At 62.4% G+C, this 24,880-nt stretch carries 24 protein-coding genes and 2 pseudogenes; 10 read left to right on the top strand and 16 right to left on the bottom strand.

Annotated features, from left to right (window positions below; translation table 11 throughout):
• Positions 1 to 119: 119 nt before the first annotated feature.
• The 4 genes from JNC80_RS13545 to JNC80_RS13530 form a co-directional block, all read right to left on the bottom strand.
• Positions 120 to 3,290, bottom strand: a complete 3,171-nt coding sequence (locus tag JNC80_RS13545; RefSeq protein ID WP_003500205.1) for an efflux RND transporter permease subunit — start codon at positions 3,288 to 3,290, stop codon at positions 120 to 122.
• Entirely contained in the window at positions 3,287 to 4,546 is a 1,260-nt protein-coding gene (locus tag JNC80_RS13540; RefSeq protein WP_003500202.1) for an efflux RND transporter periplasmic adaptor subunit, read from the bottom strand. The genes JNC80_RS13545 and JNC80_RS13540 overlap by 4 nt, the downstream gene beginning before the upstream one ends.
• A 300-nt stretch (positions 4,547 to 4,846) precedes the next feature.
• Entirely contained in the window at positions 4,847 to 7,591 is a 2,745-nt protein-coding gene (locus tag JNC80_RS13535; protein ID WP_080600488.1) for a heavy metal translocating P-type ATPase, read from the bottom strand.
• 132 nt (positions 7,592 to 7,723) lie between these two features.
• Entirely contained in the window at positions 7,724 to 8,113 is a 390-nt protein-coding gene (locus JNC80_RS13530; RefSeq protein WP_428839562.1) for an ArsR/SmtB family transcription factor, read from the bottom strand.
• A 322-nt stretch (positions 8,114 to 8,435) separates the two neighbouring features.
• Here JNC80_RS13530 and JNC80_RS13525 point away from each other — a divergent pair, with 322 nt between their 5' ends.
• A complete protein-coding gene (locus JNC80_RS13525) occupies positions 8,436 to 8,702 on the top strand; it encodes a glutaredoxin family protein (RefSeq protein WP_003500194.1) in 267 nt (88 codons plus the stop codon).
• Positions 8,703 to 8,712: 10 nt separating this feature from the next.
• Positions 8,713 to 9,729: a 2Fe-2S iron-sulfur cluster-binding protein gene (locus JNC80_RS13520; RefSeq protein ID WP_003500193.1), complete on the top strand. Its 1,017-nt coding sequence runs from the start codon at positions 8,713 to 8,715 to the stop codon at positions 9,727 to 9,729.
• A 322-nt stretch (positions 9,730 to 10,051) separates the two neighbouring features.
• Here JNC80_RS13520 and JNC80_RS13515 read toward each other — a convergent pair whose 3' ends face one another.
• From JNC80_RS13515 to JNC80_RS13500, 4 genes are all read right to left on the bottom strand, one after another.
• Positions 10,052 to 11,503, bottom strand: coding sequence for a multicopper oxidase family protein (locus JNC80_RS13515; RefSeq protein WP_003500192.1), 1,452 nt, complete (start codon positions 11,501 to 11,503; stop codon positions 10,052 to 10,054).
• A 52-nt stretch (positions 11,504 to 11,555) separates the two neighbouring features.
• Entirely contained in the window at positions 11,556 to 11,930 is a 375-nt protein-coding gene (locus JNC80_RS13510; RefSeq protein ID WP_024899655.1) for a hypothetical protein, read from the bottom strand.
• A gap of 143 nt (positions 11,931 to 12,073) precedes the next feature.
• Positions 12,074 to 12,469 (bottom strand): CopM family metallochaperone, encoded by a 396-nt coding sequence (gene copM / locus JNC80_RS13505; protein ID WP_003500191.1) that lies wholly within the window; start codon positions 12,467 to 12,469, stop codon positions 12,074 to 12,076.
• Between the two features lie 14 nt (positions 12,470 to 12,483).
• Positions 12,484 to 12,678 carry a heavy-metal-associated domain-containing protein gene (locus JNC80_RS13500; RefSeq protein ID WP_003500190.1) on the bottom strand — a complete coding sequence of 65 codons (195 nt, stop codon included), beginning with the start codon at positions 12,676 to 12,678 and terminating at the stop codon, positions 12,484 to 12,486.
• Between the two features lie 161 nt (positions 12,679 to 12,839).
• On the opposite strand from JNC80_RS13500, the gene JNC80_RS13495 reads away from it, so the two are divergent.
• Both JNC80_RS13495 and cueR read left to right on the top strand, forming a co-directional pair.
• Positions 12,840 to 15,347 (top strand): heavy metal translocating P-type ATPase, encoded by a 2,508-nt coding sequence (locus tag JNC80_RS13495; RefSeq protein WP_024899654.1) that lies wholly within the window; start codon positions 12,840 to 12,842, stop codon positions 15,345 to 15,347.
• A 61-nt stretch (positions 15,348 to 15,408) separates the two neighbouring features.
• A complete protein-coding gene (gene cueR / locus JNC80_RS13490; protein WP_003500188.1) occupies positions 15,409 to 15,858 on the top strand; it encodes a Cu(I)-responsive transcriptional regulator in 450 nt (149 codons plus the stop codon).
• Positions 15,859 to 15,936: 78 nt separating this feature from the next.
• Here the strand turns inward: cueR and JNC80_RS13485 are convergent, their stop codons facing one another.
• Positions 15,937 to 17,121: an MFS transporter gene (locus JNC80_RS13485; protein WP_024899653.1), complete on the bottom strand. Its 1,185-nt coding sequence runs from the start codon at positions 17,119 to 17,121 to the stop codon at positions 15,937 to 15,939.
• Positions 17,122 to 17,237: 116 nt separating this feature from the next.
• On the opposite strand from JNC80_RS13485, the gene JNC80_RS13480 reads away from it, so the two are divergent.
• The 3 genes from JNC80_RS13480 to JNC80_RS13470 are packed head-to-tail and all read left to right on the top strand — an operon-like array spanning position 17,238 to position 18,802.
• Positions 17,238 to 17,513 carry a metal-sensitive transcriptional regulator gene (locus JNC80_RS13480; protein WP_003500186.1) on the top strand — a complete coding sequence of 92 codons (276 nt, stop codon included), beginning with the start codon at positions 17,238 to 17,240 and terminating at the stop codon, positions 17,511 to 17,513.
• A gap of 17 nt (positions 17,514 to 17,530) precedes the next feature.
• The gene (locus tag JNC80_RS13475; protein WP_003500183.1) at positions 17,531 to 18,292 is read left to right on the top strand and encodes a glutaredoxin family protein; all 762 of its coding nucleotides are present in this window, start codon (positions 17,531 to 17,533) and stop codon (positions 18,290 to 18,292) included.
• Positions 18,293 to 18,313: 21 nt separating this feature from the next.
• Positions 18,314 to 18,802, top strand: a complete 489-nt coding sequence (locus tag JNC80_RS13470; RefSeq protein WP_024899651.1) for a DUF305 domain-containing protein — start codon at positions 18,314 to 18,316, stop codon at positions 18,800 to 18,802.
• A gap of 22 nt (positions 18,803 to 18,824) precedes the next feature.
• Here JNC80_RS13470 and JNC80_RS13465 read toward each other — a convergent pair.
• The 6 genes and pseudogenes from JNC80_RS13465 to JNC80_RS13440 all read right to left on the bottom strand — a co-directional run bounded on the left by JNC80_RS13465 (position 18,825) and on the right by JNC80_RS13440 (position 22,050).
• Positions 18,825 to 19,261 (bottom strand): annotated as a pseudogene (locus JNC80_RS13465) (YqaA family protein).
• Between the two features lie 257 nt (positions 19,262 to 19,518).
• Positions 19,519 to 19,734 (bottom strand): annotated as a pseudogene (locus JNC80_RS13460) (MFS transporter); the annotation flags it as partial.
• Between the two features lie 7 nt (positions 19,735 to 19,741).
• Positions 19,742 to 20,023 (bottom strand): metal-sensing transcriptional repressor, encoded by a 282-nt coding sequence (locus JNC80_RS13455; RefSeq protein WP_024899650.1) that lies wholly within the window; start codon positions 20,021 to 20,023, stop codon positions 19,742 to 19,744.
• A 57-nt stretch (positions 20,024 to 20,080) separates the two neighbouring features.
• Positions 20,081 to 20,209 carry a helix-turn-helix domain-containing protein gene (locus JNC80_RS13450; protein ID WP_003500177.1) on the bottom strand — a complete coding sequence of 43 codons (129 nt, stop codon included), beginning with the start codon at positions 20,207 to 20,209 and terminating at the stop codon, positions 20,081 to 20,083.
• Between the two features lie 31 nt (positions 20,210 to 20,240).
• The gene (locus JNC80_RS13445; RefSeq protein WP_003500174.1) at positions 20,241 to 21,662 is read right to left on the bottom strand and encodes an MFS transporter; all 1,422 of its coding nucleotides are present in this window, start codon (positions 21,660 to 21,662) and stop codon (positions 20,241 to 20,243) included.
• A gap of 25 nt (positions 21,663 to 21,687) precedes the next feature.
• The gene (locus JNC80_RS13440; protein WP_003500172.1) at positions 21,688 to 22,050 is read right to left on the bottom strand and encodes a DoxX family protein; all 363 of its coding nucleotides are present in this window, start codon (positions 22,048 to 22,050) and stop codon (positions 21,688 to 21,690) included.
• Positions 22,051 to 22,200: 150 nt separating this feature from the next.
• Here JNC80_RS13440 and JNC80_RS13435 point away from each other — a divergent pair, with 150 nt between their 5' ends.
• The 3 genes from JNC80_RS13435 (at position 22,201) to JNC80_RS13425 (ending at position 24,201) form a co-directional block, all read left to right on the top strand.
• On the top strand, positions 22,201 to 22,800 hold the full coding sequence (locus JNC80_RS13435) for a TetR/AcrR family transcriptional regulator (protein WP_003500170.1): 600 nt from the start codon (positions 22,201 to 22,203) through the stop codon (positions 22,798 to 22,800).
• A gap of 94 nt (positions 22,801 to 22,894) precedes the next feature.
• Complete coding sequence (locus tag JNC80_RS13430) at positions 22,895 to 23,530, top strand: LysE family translocator (RefSeq protein ID WP_024899649.1); 636 nt, start codon at positions 22,895 to 22,897, stop codon at positions 23,528 to 23,530.
• Between the two features lie 122 nt (positions 23,531 to 23,652).
• Positions 23,653 to 24,201 (top strand): AAA family ATPase, encoded by a 549-nt coding sequence (locus tag JNC80_RS13425; protein ID WP_280113797.1) that lies wholly within the window; start codon positions 23,653 to 23,655, stop codon positions 24,199 to 24,201.
• A gap of 35 nt (positions 24,202 to 24,236) precedes the next feature.
• On the opposite strand, the gene JNC80_RS13420 is transcribed toward JNC80_RS13425, so the two are convergent.
• On the bottom strand, positions 24,237 to 24,860 hold the full coding sequence (locus JNC80_RS13420) for an ATP-dependent Clp protease proteolytic subunit (protein WP_024899647.1): 624 nt from the start codon (positions 24,858 to 24,860) through the stop codon (positions 24,237 to 24,239).
• Positions 24,861 to 24,880 lie beyond the last annotated feature (20 nt).

Below are 24,880 nucleotides of genomic sequence, written 5' to 3'. Positions count from 1 at the left end.
GATAGCCGCGTGTTTATGATTTGCTGCGTGTTCGATCGCTGAGGCCCTGACGGCCCGACCGCGCCGGGGTGCGGCAGCAGCCATGGGCCGCCCCGGCGTGGAATTGTGTGTCGGCCTGCTCAGGTATGGACTTCGGTCGCCTGTTGGGGCGACGCGCTCCGCCTGATCGCGAGCCGCCGCACGACCACATAGAAGATCGGCGTCAGAAGCAGGCCGAATAGCGTCACGCCGAGCATGCCGGCAAAGACGGCGATGCCCATGGCGTGCCGCATTTCGGCGCCCGCTCCGGTGGCGATGACGAGCGGAATCACGCCGGCAATGAAGGCGAGCGACGTCATCAGGATCGGCCGAAGGCGCAGGCGGGCCGCTTCGAGAACGGCGGCCAACGGATCGACGCCTTCATCCTCCTTCGCTCGGGCGAACTCGACGATTAGGATTGCGTTCTTCGCGGCAAGTCCGACCAGAACGACAAAGCCGATCTGCGTGAAGATGTTGTTGTCGCCGCCAGTGAACCACACCCCGGCGATCGCCGAGAGGAGCGCCATTGGAGCGATCAGCAGCACCGCGAAGGGAAGCGACCAACTGTTGTACTGCGCCGCGAGGATCAGGAACGCGAGCAAGACGGACAGCGGGAAGACATACATCGCTGTGTCGCCGGCCTGCTTCTCCTGATAGGCGAGATCGGTCCATTCGAAGGCCATGCCCGCTGGCAAGGTTTCGGATGCGATGCGCTCCATGGCGGCGGTGGCCTGCCCGAACGAGTATCCGGGCGCGGGACTGCCGCTGATGTCCGCAGAGGGGAAGCCGTTATAGTGCATGACACGATCGGGGCCTGAGCTGTGCTTGATGGTCAGCAGAGCCGAAAGCGGAATCATGTTGCCGGTCGCGTTGCGGACCTTCAGGCGGCCGATGTCCTCGGGCTGCATGCGGAACGGCGCGTCCGCCTGCACCATCACGCGGTAGGTGCGGCCGAAGCGATTGAAGTCGTTCGCGTAGAGCGAGCCGAGGTTGACCTGCAACGTCTCGAAGATGGTATTGAGCGGCACGCCTTGCGACTTCGCTTTCACCCTGTCGATATCGACCTGCACCTGCGGCGCGTTCACCTGGAAACTTGCCAGCATGCCGGCCAGCTCGGGCGTCTGCATCGCTCTGCCCATGACCGCGCCTTGAGCCTGCGCGAGCGCCTCGAAGCCGAGGCCCGCTCGATCCTCGATCTGGATCTTGAAGCCGCCGGTCGAACCAAGTCCCGGAACGGGCGGCGGCGGGAAGATGCCGGCGAAGCCATCGGGAATCTGGCTGAACTTGCCCATGAGCTTGCCGGCGATGGCAAAGGCCGAAAGAGACGGGTCCTTTCGTTCGTCGAACGGCTTGAGCATCGTGAACATGACGGCCGCATTGGGGATGTTGACCATGCCGTTGACCGAGAGCCCTGGAAACGCGACGACACTCTCCACGCCCGGCTCGGCCAGCGCGATCTCCGACATTTTCTTGACGACGGCCTCGGTGCGGTCGAGCGAAGCGCCAGTCGGGAGCTGGGCGATGCCGACGAGATAGTATTTGTCCTGGGCCGGCACGAAGCCGCCCGGCACCGTCTGGAAGCCGACCCACGTCATGCCGACCAGGCCGGCATAGACGAGCAGGACGAGAACACTGAGCCTCGCGGCACGGCGCACCGACCAGACGTAGGCGGTCGAAGCGCCGTCGAAGAAGCGATTGAACAGCCGGAAGAACCAGCCGAACAGGAAGTCGATCACGCGGGTCAGGAGATCGCGCTTCACGTCGCCGTGGTGGGGTTTCAGGAGCACGCCAGCAAGCGCGGGAGAGAGCGTGAGGGAGTTGATCGCCGACAGGATGGTCGAGATCGCAATCGTCAGCGCAAACTGGCGGTAGAATTCGCCCTGCAAGCCCGAGAGGAACGCCGATGGAATGAACACGGCCGACAGGACAGAGGTGATGGCTACGATCGGCCCCGTCACCTCGTCCATGGCCTTGCGCGCCGCCTCTTTCGGCGTTTCCCCAAGCGCGATGTGGCGCTCGACGTTCTCGACCACGACGATCGCGTCGTCGACCACGATGCCGATCGAGAGAACGAGGCCGAAGAGGGACAACGTGTTCAGCGAGAAACCGAACATATACATCAGCGCAAATGTGCCGACCAAGGAGACGGGAACGGCGACAAGGGGAATAATCGACGCCCGCCACGTCTGGAGGAACAGAACCACGACGATAACGACCAGCACGACGGCTTCGAGCAGCGTCATGACCACAGCTTCGAGAGACGCCTTGACGAACACCGTTGGATCGTAGGCGATCCGATATTCGATGCCTTCCGGAAAGCCCTTCTGAAGTTCGGCCATGGTGGTGCGGACGGCGCTCGATACGTCGAGCGCATTCGCGCCGGGGCTTTGGATGATCTGCATCGCGAGCGCCGGCTTGCCGTTGAGGAGGCTACGAAGGGCATAGGAGTCTGCGCCAAGCTCGATGCGGGCAACGTCGCGCAAGCGGGTGACCTGACCGTCGGTGCCTGTCTTTACGACGATCTCGCCGAACTGCTGCTCACTGGACAGCCTTCCGAGCGTGTTGACCGTCACCTGAAACGCGGCCGAGGCTTCGGGCTGCTGGCCGACCGAGCCGGCGGCCACCTGAACGTTCTGTTCCTGAATCGCCCCAACGACGTCGCTGGCGGTCAGCCCCCTCGCGGCCACCTTGGCCGGATCGAGCCACACGCGCATGGAATACTCGCCAGCCCCCCAGACGAGTACGTCACCCACACCTGACAGGCGCGCAAGCTGGTCGCGTACCTGCAAGGTGGCGAAGTTCGACAGGTAGACGGGATCGTAGCGATTGTCGGGCGAGACGAGATGGACGACCATCAGGATGTCTGGGGACGTCTTCTGCGTCACGACCCCGATGCGCTGCACTTCCTGCGGAAGCCTGGGCAATGCGCGCGAAACGCGGTTCTGCACCTGAATCTGCGCCATGTCGGGATCGGTGCCCTGCTTGAACGCAATGGTCAGGGTCATGCGTCCGTCGGTCGCCGCCTGTGAACTCATGTAGAGCATATTCTCGACGCCGTTGATCGCCTGCTCCAGAGGGGCGGCGACGGTTTCGGCGATCACGGCGGGATTTGCGCCGGGATAGCTGGCGGTGACCTGCACCGTCGGCGGCGTGACCTGGGGATATTCGCTGAGCGGGAGCTTCAGGAGCGTGAGGCCGCCAGCGATCAGCATCAGGACGGACAGAACGACCGCGAAGATCGGGCGGTCGACGAAAAAGCGCGGGATATTCATTGACGCGCCTCCTGCGAGTCTGCCGCAGCCCGGTCATCTGTAGCGGTGTCGCCGGGCGCCATGGAGATCATCTGCGGAACTACCTGCATGCCTGGGCGGACGAGTCCTTTTACGATGATCTTGTCGGCCGGCTTGAGACCCGCCGCGACGACGCGCAGGCCATCGATCATGGGTCCGATTTCGACCGGGCGGTATTCCGCCTTGTTGTCGGCGCCGAGAGCGAGAACGTAGCGCCGCCCCTGGTCGATACCGATCGCCTGATCGTCGATGAGCACGGTCTGGGCTGGTTCGGCCGTGACGAGCTTGACCCGCGCGAACAGGCCGGGCGTCAGCCTGCCGTCCGGGTTCTTGACGATGGCTCTTGCGCGGATCGTCCCGGTGCTCCGGTCCACGCGGTTGCCGAGGAAGTCGAGTTCGCCGGCATGCGGAAAACCCGTATCGGTCATCAAGCCCAGATGCACCGGGAGCTTGCCGGCAACCGTTCCCGTCTCGGGTGCGCGGGCATTGGCTACGAAGCCGAGATAGGTGGCTTCGTCGATGTCGAAATAGACGTAGAGCGGATCGGTCGCGACAATCGTGGTGAGGAGCGTCGCAGCGCCTGCATTGCCGCCGGTGACGAGATTGCCTTCCGTGACGAGGACCCGGTCGATGCGCCCAGCAATCGGCGCGGTGACGCGGGCAAAGGAGAGATCGAGTTCGGCGGCCGAGACGGCAACCTTGGCGATGTCGACTTGCGCCTGGCGTTGACGCCGCATGGCCAGCGCGTCATCGAAAGCCTTGCGCGGCGCGTTGCCGTTCGAAGCGAGCGCCTCGGTGCGCCCGAAGTCGATCTCGGCCTGATCGAGCAGGACGTTTGCCTGCTGCAACTGCGCTTTGGCCGCGTTCAGGACCACCTCGAACGGTCGCGGATCGATCTGGAAGAGAAGCTCGCCGGGCCGCACGAGACCGCCTTCGGGAACGCTGGCGGCGACGATCGCGCCGCCGACGCGCGGACGCAGCTCGATAGCCTTGGTCGCTTCCAGATGGCCGGTAAACTCAACGGATGGCGCGACCTTGCGCGTGATGACCTCGGCAACCGGCACCTGCGGAACAGGCATCTGTGCCGGCTGCGCGACAGCCTCCGACGCAGCGGTCGAGGAAGCAAGCGCCAGAACGCTTTTGGCGTAGGGTCCGATCTCGTCGCGATAGACGATGGCAAGCGTGCCACCGGCGATGACGGCGCCGGCTAAAAACAGGGCGGCGGCTTTATTACTCATTCTCGTTCACCTTCAAAAGGCGCGCGCCCCCGGCCAGCCGGATGCGGCGACGTTCATTTTCTGCGAAGGTGCGGTTTCCAACGATGGAAAGGTCAAGGGCCTTGCAGGATGTTTCCGAACAGACCCTTGACGCTGCCGCCTAGCCATGTCGTGGCCAACCGCATGTCTCGCTTCGCCGACGTCTTGGAAGAAGCGGAGTCCGTCCCCGAATGAGCGCGATGGATCAGCGTTACCTCGACGGGCTCCAGTTGTGTGAAGCCGCCAGACCGATCCGGTTGGCGGCTCCTTGAGTGCGAGCGACTAGTGGCTTTCGGCCGGGACGAGAGGGTGAGAACGCATGCCCTCATCGCGACCGTCATCGGCAGACTTCGCACCCTTGAAGCGCAAGAGCCGCAACGCATTCAGCGTGACGATCGCCGTTGCGCCCGTATCGGCAAGGACCGCGATCCAGAGGCCGGTGATGCCGAGGACGCTGGTAACGAGGAACAGGCCCTTCAACGCGAGAGCGAAGACGACGTTCTGGTGGATGTTCGCCATGGTGGCGCGGGACAGCGCGACGAGATGGGCGACGTCCGTGACACGGCTCTTGAGCAGGGCGGCGTCCGCAGTCTCGATCGCCACATCGGTTCCGCCGCCCATGGCGATCCCGACGTCGGCCGTCGCCAGTGCCGGAGCATCGTTGATGCCGTCGCCGACCATGGCCACCTTGGACTTCCGCTTCATCTCGTTGACGAGATCGAGCTTGTCCTGCGGAAGCAGCTCGGCGCTCCACTCGATACCGAGACCCTTGGCAATGGCCTGGGCGGTGCGCCGGTTGTCGCCGGTTAGCATGACGGAGCGGACCCCCATAGCTTTGAGCTGGGCGACACCCTCCCGCGCGTCACGGCGCGGTTCGTCGCGCAGGGCGATGAGGCCGAGGACTTCCTTCGCCTGCTCGTCGAAAAGGACGGCAACGGTATTGCCGCGATCTTCGAGCTTCTCGATGGCGCTGCGCTCAAGCACCCCGAGCGTCACCATCTGTGCGGCATGGGTCGGGGAGCTGACGGCGAGGCGACGTCCGGCAACGGTCGCATGTACGGCCTTACCCGCCGTCGCCGATGCATCCTGTGCAAGGGGAACGGCGATGCCATCGGTTTCGGCACGGCCGATGATCGCCTTCGCAAGCGGATGGCTCGAACCTGTTTCGACCGCCGCTGCCAAAGCGAGAACGTCGCTCTCCTCGTTCTTGCCAAAGGCGAAGACTTCGGTGACGCGCGGCTTGCCCTCGGTGAGCGTACCCGTCTTATCGAAGGCGATGGCGCTCACCTTGCCAATGGTTTCGAGCGCATTACCGCCCTTGATCAGGAGGCCGCGGCGCGTGCCGACGGCGAGGCCCGAGGCAATCGCAGCAGGCGTCGAGAGGACAAGCGCACAGGGACATGCGATCAGCAGCAGCGCGAGGCCGCGGTAGATCCATGTGTCCCAATCACCGCCCATCGCGAGCGGCGGGACGACGACGATCAGCGCGGCGATCAGCATCACCGCCGGGGTATAGTAGCAGCTAAAATTCTCAATGAAGCGCGCGGTCGGGGCCTTGGCGGACTGCGCCTGCTCGACGAGCTGGATGATGCGCGAGATCGTGTTGTCGGAAGCCGTCTTTTCAACGCGGACCTGAAGAACGCCATCGACATTGATGGAGCCGGCGAAAATGCTGTCTCCCTTGGCCTTCGAGCGCGGCACGGATTCGCCGGTGATAGGCGACTCGTCTAGGCTGGAAGCGCCCTGTATGATTTGCCCGTCCGCCGGCACGCGGTCGCCGGGCCGCACCAGAACTAGATCGCTGACACGCAAGGACGTGGCCGGGACGCTGCGCTGCCCGCCATTCGGATCGAGCAGGACGGCCGTCTTCGGCACGAGCGATGCAAGGGCCTTTATGCCGGCGCGCGCCCTCCCGGCCGCGACGCTTTCGAGCAATTCCCCGACCGCGAACAGGAATACGACCGCAGCCGCCTCTTCAGCCTCGCCGATCACGAGGGCGCCTATCGAGGCGACGACCATCAACGTCTCTATAGAGAACGGAGATCCAGAGGTCGCGAGCGCGAATGCCTTGCGAGCGAAAGGAATGACGCCCGCGACGACGGCGGCGGCAAAGATCCATTCCGCATAAAGGGGGAAGAATTGGGCAATGGCGTACGCCGAGCCCATCAGCAGACCGAGCCCAATGACATGCTTCCCCTTGCGGGTCTGCCACCAGCGCTGATTGGGCATCGCTGGCGCTGGCGCGACGTCGATGGCCGCATCCGACGAAGCCGAAAGCTCGCGTGTGTTAGACACACCGAAGCCGAGGCTCTTGATCGTCTTTTCGATGTCGGCGACCTTGGTGATCGCGCCGGCAGCGAGCGTCAGTTCAAGCGTTTCGGTCGTGAAGTTCACGCGCACGTCGGAGACGTCTGGCATCCGTGCCAAGGCGACCTCGATCTTGCCGACGCAGCTTGCGCAATCCATCCCCTCGACGCGCATGGAGACATTGGGCGGAGAGGCCGGTGCGGCGCGGGGAGTTGGCGCAAGGCCCGCGTGATCATGTCCAGAGCAACCACCGTGGCCGTGATCATGATCGTGATGAGCGTGGTCGTGGTCATGGTGAGCGTGATCGTGACCGTGACCGTCATGACCATGGTCGTGCTTGTGATCGTGGCCGCCGCAGCCGCTGTGATCGTCGTGGCTTGCGTGACCGTGATCGTGATCGCCGGCGCAGCCGTTGTGATCATGACCAGCATGGGCGTCGGAGCGCTGCTCAGGCGCGGCGGGAATCGCAGAAGACGGCAGCTCGGTCACGTCGAACCCAAGCGAGCGAATCTTCTTGGCGATATCCTTCGACGTCGTTTTGCTCGTGGCATCGCGTGAGAGCAGCAATGTCTCGGTCGCGAAGTTGACGGCAACGTCGGAGATACCCCCCAGACGGCCCAAGGCCGTCTCGATCTTGCCGACGCAGCTTGCGCAATCCATGCCGTCGACACGAAAGCCGAGCCGTTCACCAGCGTCCGGCGTTGAAAGTCCAGTTGTCATTCCGATCTCCTTTCCGGCCGCCGTAGCGGGCGCGCGTGCTCACACGCCCTGCGCGGCTTCGGAAGGAGTCAATAACACACTTGAACAGCTATTCAAGTGTTAGTGGTAAAATTATGCTCTTCTCCAGGCGGATCAGTCGTCCGCATGATCCTCTGAAATATGCGTCGCCATATCCTGAAGAACATGGCTGACGTGCTGGTCGGCGATCGCGTAGAAGATCTGCTTGCCTTGGCGATCGCCCTTGACGAGACGCGCGCCGCGCAGCAGGCGTAGATGGTGGCTGACGAGGGTCACGGACAGGTCGAGCCGCTCGGCGATATCGCCCACCGAAATGGGCGCCGGTACACAGCTCAGCAGGATCTTCAACCGTGAGGGATCGCCGAGCAGGCGAAACGTTTCCGCGAGGATCGTGATCTCGTTCTGCGAGAGTGAAGGGAGCAGGAGGTGACCTTCAACCTCCATATGCTCGGGGGTCGCACGATCGTCTGGCTTCGTGGCGTTTGTCTTCTTGAGAGCAGTCATCTGCGTGCTTTACCTGAGTTCGGGACGGAACCTGCCGGCATTTGATCGCCAAGAGCTGTCCGTGTTTGATTGGTCTCGCCCAGTTTACCGGATGGGCGCGCAATCACAATGCGAAACACGGTCGCTGTCGATCGGCGGGACAGTTGGCGCAGTCCTTCTCTGCCCCTGCGTCATATCTCGAATTTTCCTTTTCCGCGCACGAACAGTCTTGACCTTACAAGCGCTGGAAGCCGCACGCTGACGACAATCCTGCCAAATCCGCCTGCGGTTGGGCGGCCTGGCGGCGGGGCAACCGTGTCGAATTCAGAGAAAGGCAAGACCGATGACGGAGAGCAGCAAACCCCAGATTCTCATCTACACCACACCGACCTGTCCGGACTGCCACGCGCTCAAACGCTGGCTCGACCAACAGGGCCTCGCCTACGAGGAACGCGACCTCACCGACCCGAAGATCGCCGAGGAGGCAAAGGCCCGGACCGGCGTCCGGGTCGCTCCGATCACCATCATCGGATCGGAAGTCTTCTACGGGACCTTCCCGAGCCAGAAGCCGGGCCTCGTCAAGGCGCTCGGTCTCGCCGGGAGCCTGTGAGGAGACGCAGATGACGAGCAAGTTCGTTGATATCCGGCAAGCGCGGACCAGCCTTGAGGTCCAAGAGGACCAAACCATCCTCGACGCCGCGCTCGCCGTCGGCATTCCCTATCCTCACGGTTGCCGTTCCGGCCGCTGCGGCTCCTGCAAGTCCCGCCTGATCGAGGGCGAGGTGGAATTGCTCCAGCACTCGCGCTTCGCGCTCACCGAGGAAGAGAAGGCCGATGGCCTGATCCTCGCATGCCGCGCTATGCCGCAAACGGATGCGGCCGTCGCTTGGCTGGGCAGCGATGACGACGATTCCGTGGAGACGCCGCGACGCCTGGACGCGATTGTCACCGGCCTCGACGATCTCACGCACGATATCAAGCTGGTGCGGATTGCACCCGCGGATGGTAGCCCGTTGCTGTTTACCGCCGGGCAGTATGCGCAGGTCGGCTTCGATGGAGCGCCGGCGCGCAGTTATTCGATGGCCAATCGTCACGGCGACGACAGCCTTGAATTCCACATTCGTCGCGTTCCGGGCGGCGTCACCTCGGAGCATGTGCATTTTGGGCTGAAGACTGGCGACAGGGTGGCGCTCGAATTTCCGCTGGGCTCTTCCTACCTGCGCCAGCATCATTCCGGCCCGATTCTTTGCATCGCCGGGGGCTCCGGCCTGGCGCCGATCAAATCGATCGTCGAAACCGCTCTTGCGCACGGCATGAAGCAGCCGATCCATGTTTACTTCGGCGCACGCGGCGAGCGAGATCTCTATCTCGTGGAGCATTTCCAGGCCATGGCCGAGCGTCACTCCACTCTTGCCTTCTCGGCCGTGCTCTCGGAGGCAGAGTCAGCGCAGCACCGGCGCGGTTTCGTGACCCAGGCGGTGGCCGAGGATCTGGAGGATCTCGACGGCTGGAAAGCCTACGTCGCCGGGCCGCCGCCGATGGTCGATGCAGCGATGGAGGTCGCCTTCGGACGGGGACTGCGCAGGGAGGACATGCACGCTGACGTGTTCTTCACGCCTGACGATCAGGATGCGTGAGGACGCCAGCCAGCAAGAGGGCAAGTCGCGGGCGAAATGGGGGAGAGCAGCTCGCCAGAGCGGGCAAAGGAGACCGAGAGTTATGAGCAGCCATACCGGGCGCCGCCCGAAGCCGACCGTTGCAGAGCTTCTTTCCGATCCGATTGTCCGCGCTGTGATGTCGGCGGACGGAGTGGACGAGGCCCAACTGCGAGAGCTGCTTGATCGCGTTTCCCGAGAGCAGTCGATGTGCGCGCCCCCCCACGCGCACGAAGCTGTGAAGATAGTCGGGAGCGCTATCGAGCAAGCCTGCGCCGCGATCCCTCGCGGCGCAGGCGCCCTATCACGCTGATACGCTGAACTCGGTCATCATGCCAGTTTGAAGGTGCGGCATGTGGTGGCAATGCAGCATCCAGCGCGCCGCCTCGCCAGCATCGAGCGCCACCGTCACCATGCCCATCGGAGGAACATAGACGGTGTCGCGCCGCGCGCCTTCGAACCGCTTGCCGTTGATCTCCACGACCTGAAAAACGTGGCCGTGCAGGTGCATCGGATGGCCCATCATCGACATATTGTGGAACATGATCTCGACGCGCTCGCCAGTCGTTGCGACAATCGGCTTGTGCTCTCCCCAGACCTTGCCGTCGATGGTCCAGAGGTAGGGCTGCATTGAGCCGCCTAGCATGACCATCTGGGTGCGTTGCGCGGCACGCGGCGGCAGATTGTCCGTCGCCCGCAGCCTCTGCTCTTGCGAAAGCTCGATGTCGAATGCAGGCGTATCCGCGTCGCCGAGTGCGGGAACCTTCTGAATAGTCGCGCCCGGCGTTGCGAGGATCAGCCCGGTGCGCTCCTTTGCGCCCTCGCGCAACGCCAGCACAGGCCAGGCTCCATCTCCGGCAAGCTCCAGCTCAAGATCGAGACGCTGGCCCATGGCGACGCCGAACCGTTTGCCCTCAAGCGGTTGCACGGCATGGCCGTCGACAGCTACGAGGCGCGCCGAAAGCTCGCCGGTATCGATCCAGAAGACGGTGGCCGAAGCGCCGTTGATCACCCGAAGCTTTATCCGTCCGCCCTTCTCGACCCTGACGATCTGCGGATCGGACAAGGTGCGGTCGTTGGTGAGGTAGGCGTCCCAATCGTAGTCGTTCAGGTCCACGGCCATGCCCTGCATCGAGGACATATCCATCTTCATGCCGGAATGGTCCATCGACGCGCCGGGATCGGATTGGCCTCCCATCGCGCTCATATCATGGCCGCCACCATGTCCGCCGGTGATCTCCTGCATGACCTCTTCGGGCGTCTTGAACGAGAAATCATGAAGGAACATCACGACCTCCTGGCGGTCGGCCTTCACGTCTTCGGCGCTGCGCACGATCAAGGCCGCGGCGAGAAGGTTCATTTCTTGAAGCGGGATATGCGCGTGCATCCAGTAGGTGCCGGGAAGCGGCTCATAGTCATAGGAGCGCGTTTCTCCGGGTTGCAGCATCGGGCGCGGCACGTCCGGAACGCCGTCCTGCTCGTTGGGCGGGATCTGGCCGTGCCAATGGATCAGGGTCGGCACATCGAGACGATTGGCCAGGTCGACGCGAAAGCGTTGTCCGGGGTCGAGAACCAATCCTTGCCCGCTCGACCCTTCAAGGCCGAAGACTGTGGCGGCGCGCCCGTCGACGTCCAGCACGCGCGTTGCAGCGCTGAGGGCCATCGCGCTTTGGGCGTTGGCGAAGCGCGGTAGAGCTGCTGCGGATAGCGTGGCAGCGCCTGCGGCGAGAAAGCTGCGGCGTGAGATAAGCTTCATTTTCGGTCTCCTGGGAGGACTATGCTCCCTCTGAATTCAGATCGGCGTGCGACTAGGCAGGCCACTTGCGTTCAGCAAGACCGTCGTTGGGAGGGCGTTCGTTGCGTGCGGGGCCGATGCCGGCGAGGTCCGGCATCTCGGTAATGCTCCAGATCGCTGCGGTAGGAGCGGTGGCATTTGTCGGCGCCTTAGGCGCAAGCCAGTGCGTCATGCCTGAGCATAGGGCATAACAGAAGGCATTGTTTCCGTTGCAGATTCGATGTTCCTGGCACGGCACGGCAGCGGTATCCGCGGCCGGATGCTGCGATCCGTGTTCCGAAATCATTACGTGGGAGTTACTGGCCATGCGAGCACCGAGCGCCGGAACGGTCAACGCCACGCTGGCGAAGGAAAGGAGCATGAGCAGAGCGATGAACAGCCGTTGCATCGCCGTCAAAACGCCGTGCAAGACAACATCATCCGCACCCTCGGCTTGCGTTCATCCAGGGTGGTCCGCTCCCACCCGCTCGCCGCGTCCGCCGCCGAGCGTCTTTTTTGGTGACACACCACGGCGGTTCCAGGCGACACTGGTTACTTGCCTCGGTCGGCGAGCCACTTCTTCATCATGGCGATCTCGCCCTCCTGGGCCTTGACCACCTCTTCGGCGAGTTTGCGGACCTCGGGGTCCTTGCCGTACTGGAGCACGACCTTCGCCATGTCGATCGCGCCCTGATGGTGCGGGATCATACCGCGCATAAAGTCCACGTCGGCGTCGCCGGTATAGGGCACCATCATGTCCTTCATCATGGCATCCATGGCGGTCTCGTATGCCTTCGTCGACGGCGTGTCCGATCCTGGCGTCTGCATGCCTGACATGTCGTGACCTTGCATCGTGTTGTTGTCCGTTTTCATTTGGGTTTGAGCGAATGCCAGGCCGCCGGCGATAGCGATGGCCCCTGCGATGAAGATCGGAGTGAGCTTGTTCATGGTCTCGCTCCCGTTCAGTTTGAGGTCGCCGGATAGCCGGCTTCTTCCAGAACCTGCAAGATCGCGGACGGCGTGGCGGTCGTCTCGACCTTGACGGCGCGCGCGGCGGGATTCGTCTCGATCTTGGCTGCGGAGTCCACCGACTGGATCGCCTTGGTGACGGACTTGGCGCAACCGCCGCAGGTCATGTTTTCAATTTTGAGGTCCATGAGACTTCTCCTTGTTTTGATCTCATGTCGCCCAAGGTGGTGCTTCCAACCGTGGTAAGGTCAAGGGTCAAAAAAAAGAAAATGCGCTATTGACCTTCCCATGGTTGGAAGCCTCATTTTCCGTCCGAACGTGAATTTCGGAACGAGAAAAGGAGGCGGCTATGAATGCCCCCGTTCGAGCTGCGGACACCAGGAACGCGGCAATTTCCCTGTCAATAGAAGGCATGACCTGCGCCTCCTGCGTCGGTCGTGTCGAACGAGCCCTCAAGGCCGTCCCCGGCGTTGCCGATGCGGTCGTCAACCTGGCGACCGAAAAGGCAAGCATCACGACGAATGCTCCCGTCGATCGCGCTACGCTCGTCAAGGCCATCGAGGATGTCGGCTATGAGGTTTCGGAGAGCCCTGCCGCACAAGCGGCCGCCTCGCTTGAAGTCGCGATCGAGGGCATGACCTGCGCCTCCTGCGTGGGTCGTGTCGAGAAGGCCCTGAAGGCCGTGCCGGGCGTCACCAGCGCCGTCGTCAACCTCGCGACCGAGAAGGCCACGATCCAGGGAACCGCAGACACGGCAGCCGTGATTGCGGCCATCGAGAATGCGGGCTACGACGCCAAGGTCATCTCGGCGGCAACCGGATCGAGCCAGGCCGAGACGAATGACCGCGCAGAGAAGAAGGAAGCCGAACGCCGCGAGCTGACCCGCGACTTCACCATCGCGGCGGTGCTGACCGCTCCGGTCTTCCTTTTGGAAATGGGCTCGCACCTCATTCCGGGCGTGCATGGCGTGATCGAATCCACCATCGGCATGACGAACAGTTGGTATCTCCAGTTCGTGCTGACGACGCTGGTGCTGTTCGTGCCGGGCATCCGCTTCTATGACAAGGGGCTTCCCGCCCTCTGGCGTCTGGCGCCGGACATGAACTCGCTGGTGGCAGTCGGCTCGCTCGCGGCTTACGGCTATTCGCTGGTCGCGACCTTCGCGCCGGGCTTCCTGCCCGCAGGGACGATCAACGTCTATTATGAAGCCGCCGCGGTCATCGTCACGCTGATCCTGCTCGGCCGGCTGCTCGAAGCCCGCGCCAAGGGGCGTACCTCGGAAGCGATCAAGCGTCTGGTCGGCCTTCAGGCCAAGACGGCGCGCGTCCGCCGTGACGGCAAGACGGTCGATCTTCCGATCGACTCCGTGCTGTCGGGTGACATCGTGGAGGTCCGTCCCGGCGACCGTATCCCGGTCGATGGCGAGGTCATCGAGGGCGAAAGCTATGTCGATGAATCCATGATCACCGGCGAACCGATCCCGGTTTCCAAGACGAATCGTAGCGAGGTCGTCGCCGGCACCGTGAACCAGAAGGGCGCCTTCGCGATCCGCGCCACGGCGGTCGGCGGCAACACCGTGCTGTCGCAGATCATCCGCATGGTTGAGGAAGCACAAGGCTCGAAGCTGCCGATCCAAGCGCTGGTCGACAAGGTGACGATGTATTTCGTGCCGGCTGTCTTCGCCGTCGCGGCTCTGACCTTCGCGGCATGGCTCTATTTCGGGCCGTCGCCGGCGCTCACCTTCGCGCTGGTCAATGCGGTCGCCGTGCTGATCATCGCCTGCCCCTGCGCCATGGGTCTGGCTACGCCGACCTCGATCATGGTCGGCACCGGCCGGGGCGCGGAGCTGGGCGTACTCTTCCGCAAGGGTGAAGCGCTGCAACTGCTGAAGGACGCCAGGGTCGTGGCCGTCGACAAGACCGGCACGCTGACCGAGGGCAAGCCCGCCCTGACCGACCTCGAACTGGCCGCCGGCTTTGACCGTGCGACCGTGCTGGGTCTAATCGCGGCCGTCGAAGCCAAGTCAGAACACCCGATCGCCCGCGCCATCGTGGAAGCGGCCGAGGCGGAAGGCATCGCGCTTCCCGCCGTGTCTGGTTTCGAATCGGTAACCGGCTTCGGCGTGAAGGCCGTGGTCGACGGCAAGCGTATCGAGATCGGCGCGGACCGCTACATGGTCGAGCTTGGCCATGACGTGGCGGGCTTCGCCGTCGTGGCCGAACGGCTCGGCAACGAGGGCAAGTCGCCGCTCTATGCCGCGATCGAGGGCAGGCTCGCGACGATCATTGCCGTGGCCGACCCGATCAAGGCGACGACGCCGGCCGCGATCAAGGCGCTGCACGATCTCGGGCTGAAAGTCGCGATGATCACCGGCGACAACCGGCGGACGGCCAAGGCCATCGCCGCGCGTCTCGGCATCGACGAGGTGGTGGCGGAAGTGCTGCCGGACGGCAAGGTCGAGGCGATCCGTCGCCTCAAGGCCGAGCACGGTAAGGTCGCCTTCGTCGGCGACGGCATCAACGACGCTCCGGCGCTCGCCGAGGCGGATGTGGGCCTCGCCATCGGCACCGGCACGGATATCGCCATCGAGGCGGCGGACGTGGTGCTGATGTCGGGCAGCCTGACCGGGGTGCCGAACGCCATCGCACTGTCGAAGGCGACGATCGGAAACATCCGGCAGAACCTGTTCTGGGCCTTCGCCTACAACACGGCCCTGATCCCGGTCGCCGCCGGCGCGCTCTATCCGGCCTACGGCATCCTGCTGTCGCCGGTCTTCGCCGCCGGCGCCATGGCCCTGTCGAGCGTCTTCGTGCTCGGCAATGCGTTGCGGCTCAAGACCTTCAAGGTCCCAACCTAATGAACCGAAGCAGCCGACCCTATATTCGGGGTCGGCTGTCGTACCTTACGGGAGAAAACGCATGAATATCGGACAAGCTTCGAAAGCGTCCGGCGTCTCGGCCAAGATGATCCGCTACTACGAACATACCGGCCTCATTCCGGCCGCCGATCGGACGTCTTCCGGCTATCGCGACTATTCGGACACGGACGTTCACATGCTGCGCTTCATCCGGCGCGCGCGTGATCTCGGCTTCTCGGTGGCCGAGATCGGCGATCTCCTCGGCCTCTGGCGCGACGAGTCGCGGCAGAGCGCGGAGGTCAAGCGTCTGGCGCAGGGCCACATCGACGCGCTGGAGAAGAAGATCGCGGACTTGCAGGACATGGCGCACACGCTCACGATGCTGGTGAAAGCCTGCACGGGCGACCATCGCCCGCATTGCCCGATCCTCCAGCGTCTGGAAACCGATCAGGACGATGAGGACCTCACGGTCCAGCCGCGCAGCGGTGCGATTACTCGTTCCGTGCAGTAGAGTAACACTCGGCCCGTTCGCCTAACCGAAGCGGCCTGATGTTTTCGTCCCTGCCAGATATGGCGGGGACTTGTCGTTTCAGGCTTGGGGTTTGCGCGCCGCCTGCCAGAGCAGCGGCACGAGGATCAAGGCGACCGGCGGAAACAACAGCCAGTTGATCGCCGCCCAGCCCGAGTTGTGCAGGACGCTGCCAGCCAGAAACGATACGGCGGCGGTCGTGCCGAAGACCATGAAGTCGTTCGCGCCCTGCGCCTTGGCGCGCTCGCCCGGCGTATGGCAGTCCGTGACCATAGCCGTCGCGCCGATGAAGCTGAAATTCCAGCCGAGCCCCATGATGGCGAGAGATCCCCAGAAATTGATCAGCTCAAGCCCGGCCAGTGCGACCACGGCCGAGACGGCGATGAGCAGCATCCCCGCAGCGGTGACCCGCTCCTTGCCGAAGCGTGTCATGAGACGGCCGGTGACGAAACTTGGCGCGAACATCGCCAGTAGATGCCACTGGATTCCGAGTGCTGCACTGTTGACCGAATGGCCGGTGTTGACCATCGCGATCGGAGCCGCCGTCATGACGAAAGCCATGAGGCCGTAGGAGACGACGCCGGCTGCGACGGCGAGCATGTAGCGGGGCATCATCAGGATCTGAATCAGGGAACGGCCGGAGCTTTCGGACTCGGATTGCGAACCAGATTGCGGCGCGCGTAGCATCAACAGAATCGGGATGGACAACAGCGGAAGCGCCGCCTGGCTGAGAAAGCTGCCGACATAGGGCGTGCCGGGGAAGGAATCGCGTGTCCAGATGACGAGCTGGGGACCGATGACAGCCGCGATCAGTCCGCCGACCATCACCCAGGAGATTGCGCGTGCCTTCAACGCGCCTTCGGCAGCGTCGGCGGCGGCGAAGCGATAGCTTTGAACGTAGGAGCCGTAGAGACCGGCGGTAAAGCAGCCAACGCAGAACAGCAGAAACGATGCCACAAAGATACCAAGTGCTGCGATGAGACCCGCCGCGAGGCCGAAGAAGGCGCCGAACAAGTAACCGCTCCGGCGTCCCCAAGCGCGCATGACGAACGCGGCGGGCAGCGTGCCGATCGCCAGGCCGACGCCGAACAGGCTGACCGGCAGCGTCACCCATGCGGGGTTGTCGGCGAGCTGCTGGCCGACCAGGCCGCCGAGCGACATGACGATTGGCGCGCTCGATCCGCCGAGCGCCTGAGCGGCGGTCAGCACGGTGATGTTGCGCCGGACAGTTGCAGTATCGTCCATGGGAACTCCCACAATTATTTGCTTCGACGTTGACATGCCGGCAAAACTTTTGGGTTTTGCGGGAACGAAACCTTTCCTGAAACGTATATATACCCATACCGGGTAGGGGTAGCTGGATGTGCAATAAAAACTCGAAGCAGATCATTGCGTCACTCAACCGGATCGCCGGCCAGGTTCGCGGCGTCGGTCAGATGGTGGAGGACGAGCGATACTGCATCGACATTCTCAACCAGATCCACGCGGTCAAGGCCGCCCTCTCGAAGGTGGAGAACCAGGTGCTGCGATCGCATGCCGCCTGCTGCGTCGAGGAGGCGATCGCCTCGGGCGATGGCGACCTGCAAAGAGCAAAGTTCAACGAGCTGGTCGAGGTGTTCGCAAAGGCGAAACTATAGATCGAAGGGATCAGACAATGGCGACCCATGCTGCCAAACGCGCCGAACTTCATCGAATGGTGATGGAAAACCATACGTGTCCCTACGGGCTGAAGGCGCTCGATCTCCTCAAGCGCGAAGGCTACGAGGTCGATGATCACCATCTGACGACTCGCGCCGAGACGGATGCTTTCAAAGCAAAGCACAATGTTCAGTCAACGCCACAGACCTTCATAGGCGGCAAGCGGATCGGCGGCTACGATGATCTCGTCCGGTTCTTCGGCGGCAAGGTCAAGGACAAGGACACCGTCACCTACAAGCCGGTGATCGCGCTGTTCGCGATGGCAGCGCTGATGGCATTGGCCGCGAGCTGGGCGGCGTTCGGCAACCTCGCGACGGTCCAGGCGGCCGAATGGTTCATCGCCATCGCGATGTGTCTTCTTGCCCTTCAGAAGCTGAAGGACGTGGAAGGCTTCGCGACCATGTTCCTGAACTACGACCTTCTGGCGCAGCGGTGGGTCCGATATGCCTACATCTATCCCTTCGCGGAGGCGCTCGCCGGCGTCCTGATGATGGCTGGCGCCCTGATGTGGGTGTCGATCCCCGTCGCGCTGTTCATCGGCGGCATCGGCGCGGTCTCAGTGTTCAAGGCGGTCTATATCGACAAGCGCGAGCTGAAATGCGCCTGCGTCGGAGGCGACAGCAACGTGCCGCTCGGCTTCGTGTCGCTCACCGAGAACCTCATGATGATCGGCATGGCGGTCTGGATGATCTTCAAGCCGATGGGCATTGGACACTGACAACCGCGAAAGGACGATCAAATGGCGAGCGACCACACATCTCATGGCGGGCATTCGAGGGGCTCCCATGGCCGTCCCTATCTGATGTTCTGGATCAACATGATCCTCTGCCTCATTGTGATGTATGTCGTGATGTTTTCGATGATCGACGGCTGGGGCGACTTCCGGAATAATCTGAACATGCTTTACATGGCGATAACCATGTGGGCGCCGATGGGCATCTTCATGCTGGCGACAATGCCGGGCATGTTCCCGAACCGGAGCGCGAATATCGCCCTTTACGTCGTCTTCGCGCTGCTGACCGCCGGTTCCTTCTGGGCGACGCGGAGCCAGACCCTGATCGATGATCGCCAGTTCATCGATTCGATGATCCCGCACCATTCCGGCGCGATCCTGATGTGCCGCGAGGCGAAGCTTGCCGACTCGGAACTGAAAACGCTGTGCGACGAAATCATGGCAGCTCAGCGTGAGGAGATCGACAAGATGACGAGCATTCGAAATCGTCTCTAGTGTAGCGGCGGCGATAAAGACTCTACATCACGCACGCCGTCGCCGCCGCCAGAACCAGATATCGCCCGAGCTTGGCGACGCCAACTAGGAGGAGAAAGACGGGTAGCGGCTCCTTCATGATCCCGGCCGCGAGGGTTAGCGGATCGCCGATGACCGGCATCCAGCTTAGCAGCAACGACCATTTCCCATAGCGGCGATACCAACGCCGCGCCCGCTGGAGACCGGCTTCCGACACCGGGAACCAGCGCCGGTTACGGAAACACTCGACGCCGCGCCGATGATCCAGTTGACGACCGAGCCGGCCACGTTGCCAAGGCTCGCTGCGGCGACCAATGCCCAGGCCGCGAAAGAATCGGCCAGCAGCAGCCCGATCAGCGCGGCTTCCGACTGCATCGGCAGCAGGGTGGCAGCAAAGAAGGCGGTGAGGAACAGGCCCAAGCAGGCCGCCAGTGTGCTCAAGCACCGGCCCCGCGATCGCGCGGCGAAGCCGGCCATCTTGTATGATGGCGGTCGATGACGAAGGCATGGCGGTGCCGATATCCGCCATCGGCGGCAGCCGCATCGGACAGATGCGGATGGCTCGCCTCGAGCGTGTCATGCATATGGTCGAGTTCGTCGGGATCGGCCGCGGGCCAGAGGACCGCAGCGGCCGATACGGCGGCGGCGGCCAGCAGCCCCAGCGCAACGAAGGTGATCGGGAGGCCAAACGCGGCGCCCAGGCGCTCCGCGAAGGTCGCTGCGATAGGGGCCACCCCCACATAGGCGACCATCTTGATGGCGAGCGCCGTTCCCAGCACCGCATCCGCATCGGGACCGGCGAGATCATAGGCCAATAGCCCCAGCGCGATCGTGGCAAGCCCTGTTCCGATAAGCGCGATAACCTGTGCCAGGAAGAGGTGGCGATAGGTGCGGTTTCCAAGAACCTGCAACATAGGAACCTCACAAGTACTTGGTTATTTCCTTGAATTCGTCGATCGAACGACGATCGTCCTTAACAAGCGGCCCGACCACGTCGTCGAGACAGTGGTCGAGGTGGTTCTGAATCAGCGTCCGCTTGGCTTGTGCGATGGCCTTTTCGACCGCGTGAAGCTGCTGCGCGATATCGAGGCATGGCCGACCAGCTTCGATCATCTCGACGATCCCGCGCAAATGGCCGTCCGCACGCTTGAGGCGCATTGTGATCGCGGCGTGGGATCTGTGGGCATCGGATTGTTCGCTCATCCAGATATCCTATCCCCCTGGAGAGGATATTGTAACGAGCCTGCCGCCGGCGTCGCCTCAACCCCATGATCGTCGATAAGCCGTCGGCGTCGTCCCGAGCCAGCGCTTGAACATGGCGGTGAGAGAAGCCTGCCTTTCAAATCCCAGCGACGACGCCACCGTGCCGATCTCGTAGCCTTGGACCATCTTTCAGACGCCGCCGTCGCATGGTGGCTGGCTACTTTCTCGTTGCCACGCCAGCGGCGAAGATGCCCAACAGGGTAAGAAGCGCGATGCCGAGCGTAACATAGCGTGCGGAATCCACCGCAGATTCCCCGCCTGCCGCCATCAGCGTGCCAGCGAGTGCGGAAGTGATCGAGAAAGCAATAAGCTGTGTGATGGTGATCGCAGCAGCAGCCTTGCCTCCTTCGGCGGGATCATGTGTGCTGCTCATCGCTGCAACACCGAGCAGCGGCCACGCCAGTCCGATGCCGACGCCGGCAAGCGCGAGGACAGCCGCCCAAATCAGCACCATCCCGATATCGGCACCGAACACTTGTAGAAGTCCATAAGCGATCAGCCCAGCCGTCAACAGCAGTGGGCCGACGCGGATGGCGCGGCGGCGGCCGCTCTCACTCTTGACCGAAACAATGAAGAGCTGGGCGATGACCCATGCCAGCGAAAGAACTGCGCCAAGGAAACCGGCGATCAGCGGCGAAAGGCCCGCCAGTTGCTGACCAAACAGGGGGATGAAGTTCTCCACCATCACGCCCGCGCTCAGGGCAGCGACCGTGAGATAGACCCATTTCAGGGAGTTGCCACGCCGATAGGTGATGTGCGGAAGGATGGTCTCTTTTGCTCGCCGCTCCACGACGACGAAGAGCCAGAGCAGCACGATGCCAATTCCGACCATTGCCAGCGTTGGCCAGCCTATCGGCACGATGGCGCTGAGGCTGATAGCGATGGTCGCAAGCACAAGCGGAATGAGGGAGGCGACGGGAACAGGTGAACGATGCCCCGATCCAGCCATGCGGCCGAACGCGCGTTGAGCGATGATTCCGAACAGCAGCGAAACGACCGCCAGCGCACCGTAGGACCAGCGCCAGAGGCCCAGTTCTGCGAACACGCCGCCAAGCGCCGGCCCGAACAGCGTCCCCAAGCCCCACATGGCCGACACGACGCCGGTTGCCCGCGCCCAATGGCGTTCGGGAAGTGCTGCACGAATTACCGCATAGCCGAGTCCTGCCAGCAAACCGCCGCCAAGTCCTTGCACGACGCGACCGACGATCAGCGGTTCCATCGTTGGGCTGGCGGCATTGGCCGCTGCGCCGAGAGCGAAGACGACGAACGCCGTAACATAGGCAAGCGCCGGCCCCTTCCAGTCGAGAATGCGGCTGACGAACAGCGAGGCTACGATTGCCGAGATAACGAACGCAGTCGTCACCCACGCATAATATTGCTGCCCGCCAATATCCGCGACGATGGAGGGCATCAGTGCGGCGGTGAAATAGAGGTTCATGGCATAGAGCAGCACGCCGCTTGCCATGACCAGAACAATGGCGAGGTGGCGGCCGGACAGAAGATCGGACCATCCGTCCAGATGCGCCGCAGGCGCATTTGCGGGATCGGCCGAACCGGCCGGGGTTGGTGAGCTATTCATCGGGGATTCTCCGAAAGGGGGAAGTTCAGTTGGCTGCGCGCCGGACGGCCAAGGACAGCCCCAACACGACTAGCGAGACGAGCAGGACAATGCTGGGAGCGACCGCATGGCCGTAATCAGCGTTCAGCAGTGTCGTGAGGGAAGCAGCGGCCATCACGAGCGCGCCAAGGCCGGCTCCATAGGGCCGCGAGCCAGCGCGGATCAGCATCAGCCCAGCCGCCAGTTCGAGAATGGCGGTGATGTAGTGGAACCAGTCGGGGTAACCCCAAGCCACATAGGCCGCCGCATTTTCCTCTGAGATGAAGATGTTGCCGTAAGCGCCGAAGAGAAAGAAAGCTGCCAGCAGCCAAGCCAGGCTGGTCGCTATGATCGGAAGGGGTCTGTTCATGTGGCCTCGCATCTTGGAAATCGGACCGGCTGAGGCAGCATAGGACTGGACCAACCAGCCGTTCCGACATAGATTGAATGCTCACTCTAGTTATGATCGACGTGTGGTCAAGCTATATTAGAGCGATCATTCTATGTTTATGGAGGCCCCATGGTCCGCAAGCGCGTTCCCGAGCAGCATGAAGGCAGAAGGCAGGAGATTCTCGCAGCGGCGCATAGGTGCTTCCTGCGCCATGGTCTGCAGGGCGCGTCGATTTCGATGATCTGCAAAGAAGCGGCGATGAGCCCCGGCCACCTCTATCACTACTTCCCCAGCAAGGACGCTATCATTGAGCAGATGGCGGATGATTACCTTGCCAGTCTCCACAGCCATTTCAGCGGCCACCCCGAGGACGAACAGACGGCGACTGTTCTGCTATCGGAATTGTGGAGCATGAAGGGGTGGGACGATCTCGGTCATTGCCGCATTCTGTTCGAGTTGCTGGCAGAAGCGGGGCGTAACGAAAGAATCAGGGCCATCCTCAAACAGAACACTGATGGTGTTCGAACATTGCTGGCAGAAGCGCTGACCGCAGGTCAGGCGCGTGGCGAAGTCGATTCCGGCCTTGACCCTAAGCACACCAGCGCGGTTCTGGTGGCGGTCCTTGATGCCGCGCCGATGCTGCCGTTGATGACAGCGGACCTTGACTTCGAGGAGAGCCGCAAACTGGTCACGACAATGGTTGGCCGATTTCTGAAGCCTCAACAATGAAGCGGATTATGAAAATGGGGGATGGCGGCCGGTCGAAGCATTGGTGCCAGTCGCGCCAAAAACTTCCCTTTGATGTCGCGGATCGCGTCAAGTCATGACAGATGTTTCACAGCTAACCTCGCCCGACTTGTCCGGGTTGCAAGCATTTCTGGCGCTGTGTCTCTATACAGCCGTAACATCGGTCACGCCCGGACCGAACAACATGATGGTGCTGGCATCCGGTGTTAATTTCGGCATTCGGCGGACATTGCCACATATTGCGGGCATCAGCATTGGTTTCGCCGCGATGATCGTCATCATGGGGATGGGCCTTGGAGTGATTTTCGAGGCGTATCCCATGCTCAACACCATCCTGCGATGGGTTGGCGGCGCCTATCTTCTGTATCTGGCATGGAAGATCGCCGGGGCCGCAGCACCGGAGAATGCAGAAAGATCGGCTGCCAGACCCTTGGGCTTCATTGGCGCTGCTGCGTTCCAATGGGTCAACCCCAAGGCATGGGTCATGGCGCTCGGTGCCGTCGCCACCTATCTTCCGGGCTCTCCCTCGTTGTCGTCCGTCGCCGCAGCTGCACTGCTGATGGCAGCGATCAACGCACCCTGCGTCGGCATCTGGGCGGCGTTCGGTGTTGGCCTCCGCCGGCTTCTTACGGAGCCTGCGAAGCTGCGCGCCTTCAATCTCACCATGGCAGCGCTGCTGGTTGTCTCGCTCTATCCAATCTTTGTGACGTAGAGCCAGCTGCTGTTCGCTAAATCGGCATCGAAACACTCCGCAGCGCCAGTCGGAACGGATGACGATCCCGGCTACGCTTCATTCCTCGAATTCAAGATAATCACGTTAAATGCGGATGGAATCTGATGGCAAATACTGAACACATGATCGTCGTAACCGGTGGCCCCGGTTCCGGCAAAAGCAGTCTGATCGATGCCATGGCCCAGCGCGGCTTCCGCACCATGCCCGAGGCCGGCAGGGCGATCATTCGAGACCAGATCAGGATCGGCGGTAAAGCTTTGCCTTGGGCGGATCGCGCACTCTTCGCCGAACTCATGTTGGGCTGGGAACTGCGTTCTTATCAGGAGGCACTTGCAAGTGACGCGCTTGTCTTGATGGACCGTGGTATGCCGGATGTTGTTGGTTATCTCACACTCTGCGGCCTGCCTGTGCCTGCTCATTTCGAGACGGCGGCCAAAACCTACCCTTACAACAAGCGGGTTTTTCTCGCCCCGTATTGGGATGCCATCTTCACGCAAGACACTGAGCGCAAACAGGACAGGCAAGAGGCCGAGGCGACCGGTATGGTCATGGCTGAGACTTATGGCAGGCTTGGCTATCAGATAGTCGAGCTGCCGCTGGTGGGAATCGAGCAGCGGGCCGACTTCGTTGCTGAAAATTTGAGAGCTTAGAGCGAAGTGACAGTCCTCATCCAATTGGCGCTAACTCATCCAGCAACTTCCGAGGCCGCGCCGGTTTCGCGCTCCGTCAAGACGCGATCGATCAAACCCCATTCCAACGCTTCTTCCACCGTCATGAAGCGGTCGCGGTCCATGGCTTGTTCGAACTCTTCATAACTGCGTTTGCAATGCTCCGCGTAGAGCCGGGTCATGCGCTGCTTGGTTTTCAGGATCTCCTCGGCATGGATCAGCATATCCGACGCCTGCCCTTGGAATCCGCCTGATGGTTGGTGAATCAGGATGCTGGCGTTCGGCAATGCCGCGCGTTCGCCGGGTTCGCCGGCCATCAGCAGGAATGACCCCATCGAGCGGGCCGTCCCCATACAAAGAGTATGCACCGGAGCGCGGATGTATCGCATGGTGTCATACATGGCGAGCCCGCTGGTAACGACGCCACCGGGAGAATTGATGTATAGCTGAATTGGCTTCTTGGGATTCTCGGCTTCCAGAAACAGTAGCTGCGCGCAGACGAGCGCGGAAACGGTGTCGTTGACCTCACCGTTCAGGAAAATGATCCTCTCGCGCAGAAGGCGGGAATAGATGTCGAAAGAGCGTTCGCCACGGCTGGATTGCTCGATGACCATAGGGACGAGTTGCATCGCTTCGCGCATAGGCGAACTCCTGTCTTCTA

Origin of the sequence: Pseudochrobactrum lubricantis, assembly GCF_041929865.1 — a bacterium.
Taxonomy (GTDB): domain Bacteria; phylum Pseudomonadota; class Alphaproteobacteria; order Rhizobiales; family Rhizobiaceae; genus Pseudochrobactrum; species Pseudochrobactrum saccharolyticum.
Note: the sequence above shows the minus strand (reverse complement) of the source record. Positions and strands in the feature narration are given on the sequence as shown.

What these genes read in the sequence shown, in the direction of transcription:
- JNC80_RS13530 (WP_428839562.1), bottom strand. Translation starts at nt 8,113, where the DNA reads ATGACTGCTCTCAAGAAGACAAACGCCACGAAGCCAGACGATCGTGCG.
- JNC80_RS13435 (WP_003500170.1), top strand. Translation starts at nt 22,201, where the DNA reads ATGGTCCGCAAGCGCGTTCCCGAGCAGCATGAAGGCAGAAGGCAGGAG.
- JNC80_RS13545 (WP_003500205.1), bottom strand. Translation starts at nt 3,290, where the DNA reads ATGAATATCCCGCGCTTTTTCGTCGACCGCCCGATCTTCGCGGTCGTT.
- cueR (WP_003500188.1), top strand. Translation starts at nt 15,409, where the DNA reads ATGAATATCGGACAAGCTTCGAAAGCGTCCGGCGTCTCGGCCAAGATG.
- JNC80_RS13470 (WP_024899651.1), top strand. Translation starts at nt 18,314, where the DNA reads ATGGCGAGCGACCACACATCTCATGGCGGGCATTCGAGGGGCTCCCAT.
- copM (WP_003500191.1), bottom strand. Translation starts at nt 12,469, where the DNA reads ATGAACAAGCTCACTCCGATCTTCATCGCAGGGGCCATCGCTATCGCC.
- JNC80_RS13535 (WP_080600488.1), bottom strand. Translation starts at nt 7,591, where the DNA reads ATGACAACTGGACTTTCAACGCCGGACGCTGGTGAACGGCTCGGCTTT.
- JNC80_RS13445 (WP_003500174.1), bottom strand. Translation starts at nt 21,662, where the DNA reads ATGAATAGCTCACCAACCCCGGCCGGTTCGGCCGATCCCGCAAATGCG.
- JNC80_RS13440 (WP_003500172.1), bottom strand. Translation starts at nt 22,050, where the DNA reads ATGAACAGACCCCTTCCGATCATAGCGACCAGCCTGGCTTGGCTGCTG.
- JNC80_RS13475 (WP_003500183.1), top strand. Translation starts at nt 17,531, where the DNA reads ATGGCGACCCATGCTGCCAAACGCGCCGAACTTCATCGAATGGTGATG.
- JNC80_RS13420 (WP_024899647.1), bottom strand. Translation starts at nt 24,860, where the DNA reads ATGCGCGAAGCGATGCAACTCGTCCCTATGGTCATCGAGCAATCCAGC.
- JNC80_RS13495 (WP_024899654.1), top strand. Translation starts at nt 12,840, where the DNA reads ATGAATGCCCCCGTTCGAGCTGCGGACACCAGGAACGCGGCAATTTCC.
- JNC80_RS13540 (WP_003500202.1), bottom strand. Translation starts at nt 4,546, where the DNA reads ATGAGTAATAAAGCCGCCGCCCTGTTTTTAGCCGGCGCCGTCATCGCC.
- JNC80_RS13450 (WP_003500177.1), bottom strand. Translation starts at nt 20,209, where the DNA reads ATGGTCCAAGGCTACGAGATCGGCACGGTGGCGTCGTCGCTGGGATTT.
- JNC80_RS13455 (WP_024899650.1), bottom strand. Translation starts at nt 20,023, where the DNA reads ATGAGCGAACAATCCGATGCCCACAGATCCCACGCCGCGATCACAATG.
- JNC80_RS13520 (WP_003500193.1), top strand. Translation starts at nt 8,713, where the DNA reads ATGACGAGCAAGTTCGTTGATATCCGGCAAGCGCGGACCAGCCTTGAG.
- JNC80_RS13510 (WP_024899655.1), bottom strand. Translation starts at nt 11,930, where the DNA reads ATGCAACGGCTGTTCATCGCTCTGCTCATGCTCCTTTCCTTCGCCAGC.
- JNC80_RS13485 (WP_024899653.1), bottom strand. Translation starts at nt 17,121, where the DNA reads ATGGACGATACTGCAACTGTCCGGCGCAACATCACCGTGCTGACCGCC.
- JNC80_RS13430 (WP_024899649.1), top strand. Translation starts at nt 22,895, where the DNA reads ATGACAGATGTTTCACAGCTAACCTCGCCCGACTTGTCCGGGTTGCAA.
- JNC80_RS13480 (WP_003500186.1), top strand. Translation starts at nt 17,238, where the DNA reads ATGTGCAATAAAAACTCGAAGCAGATCATTGCGTCACTCAACCGGATC.
- JNC80_RS13525 (WP_003500194.1), top strand. Translation starts at nt 8,436, where the DNA reads ATGACGGAGAGCAGCAAACCCCAGATTCTCATCTACACCACACCGACC.
- JNC80_RS13500 (WP_003500190.1), bottom strand. Translation starts at nt 12,678, where the DNA reads ATGGACCTCAAAATTGAAAACATGACCTGCGGCGGTTGCGCCAAGTCC.
- JNC80_RS13515 (WP_003500192.1), bottom strand. Translation starts at nt 11,503, where the DNA reads ATGAAGCTTATCTCACGCCGCAGCTTTCTCGCCGCAGGCGCTGCCACG.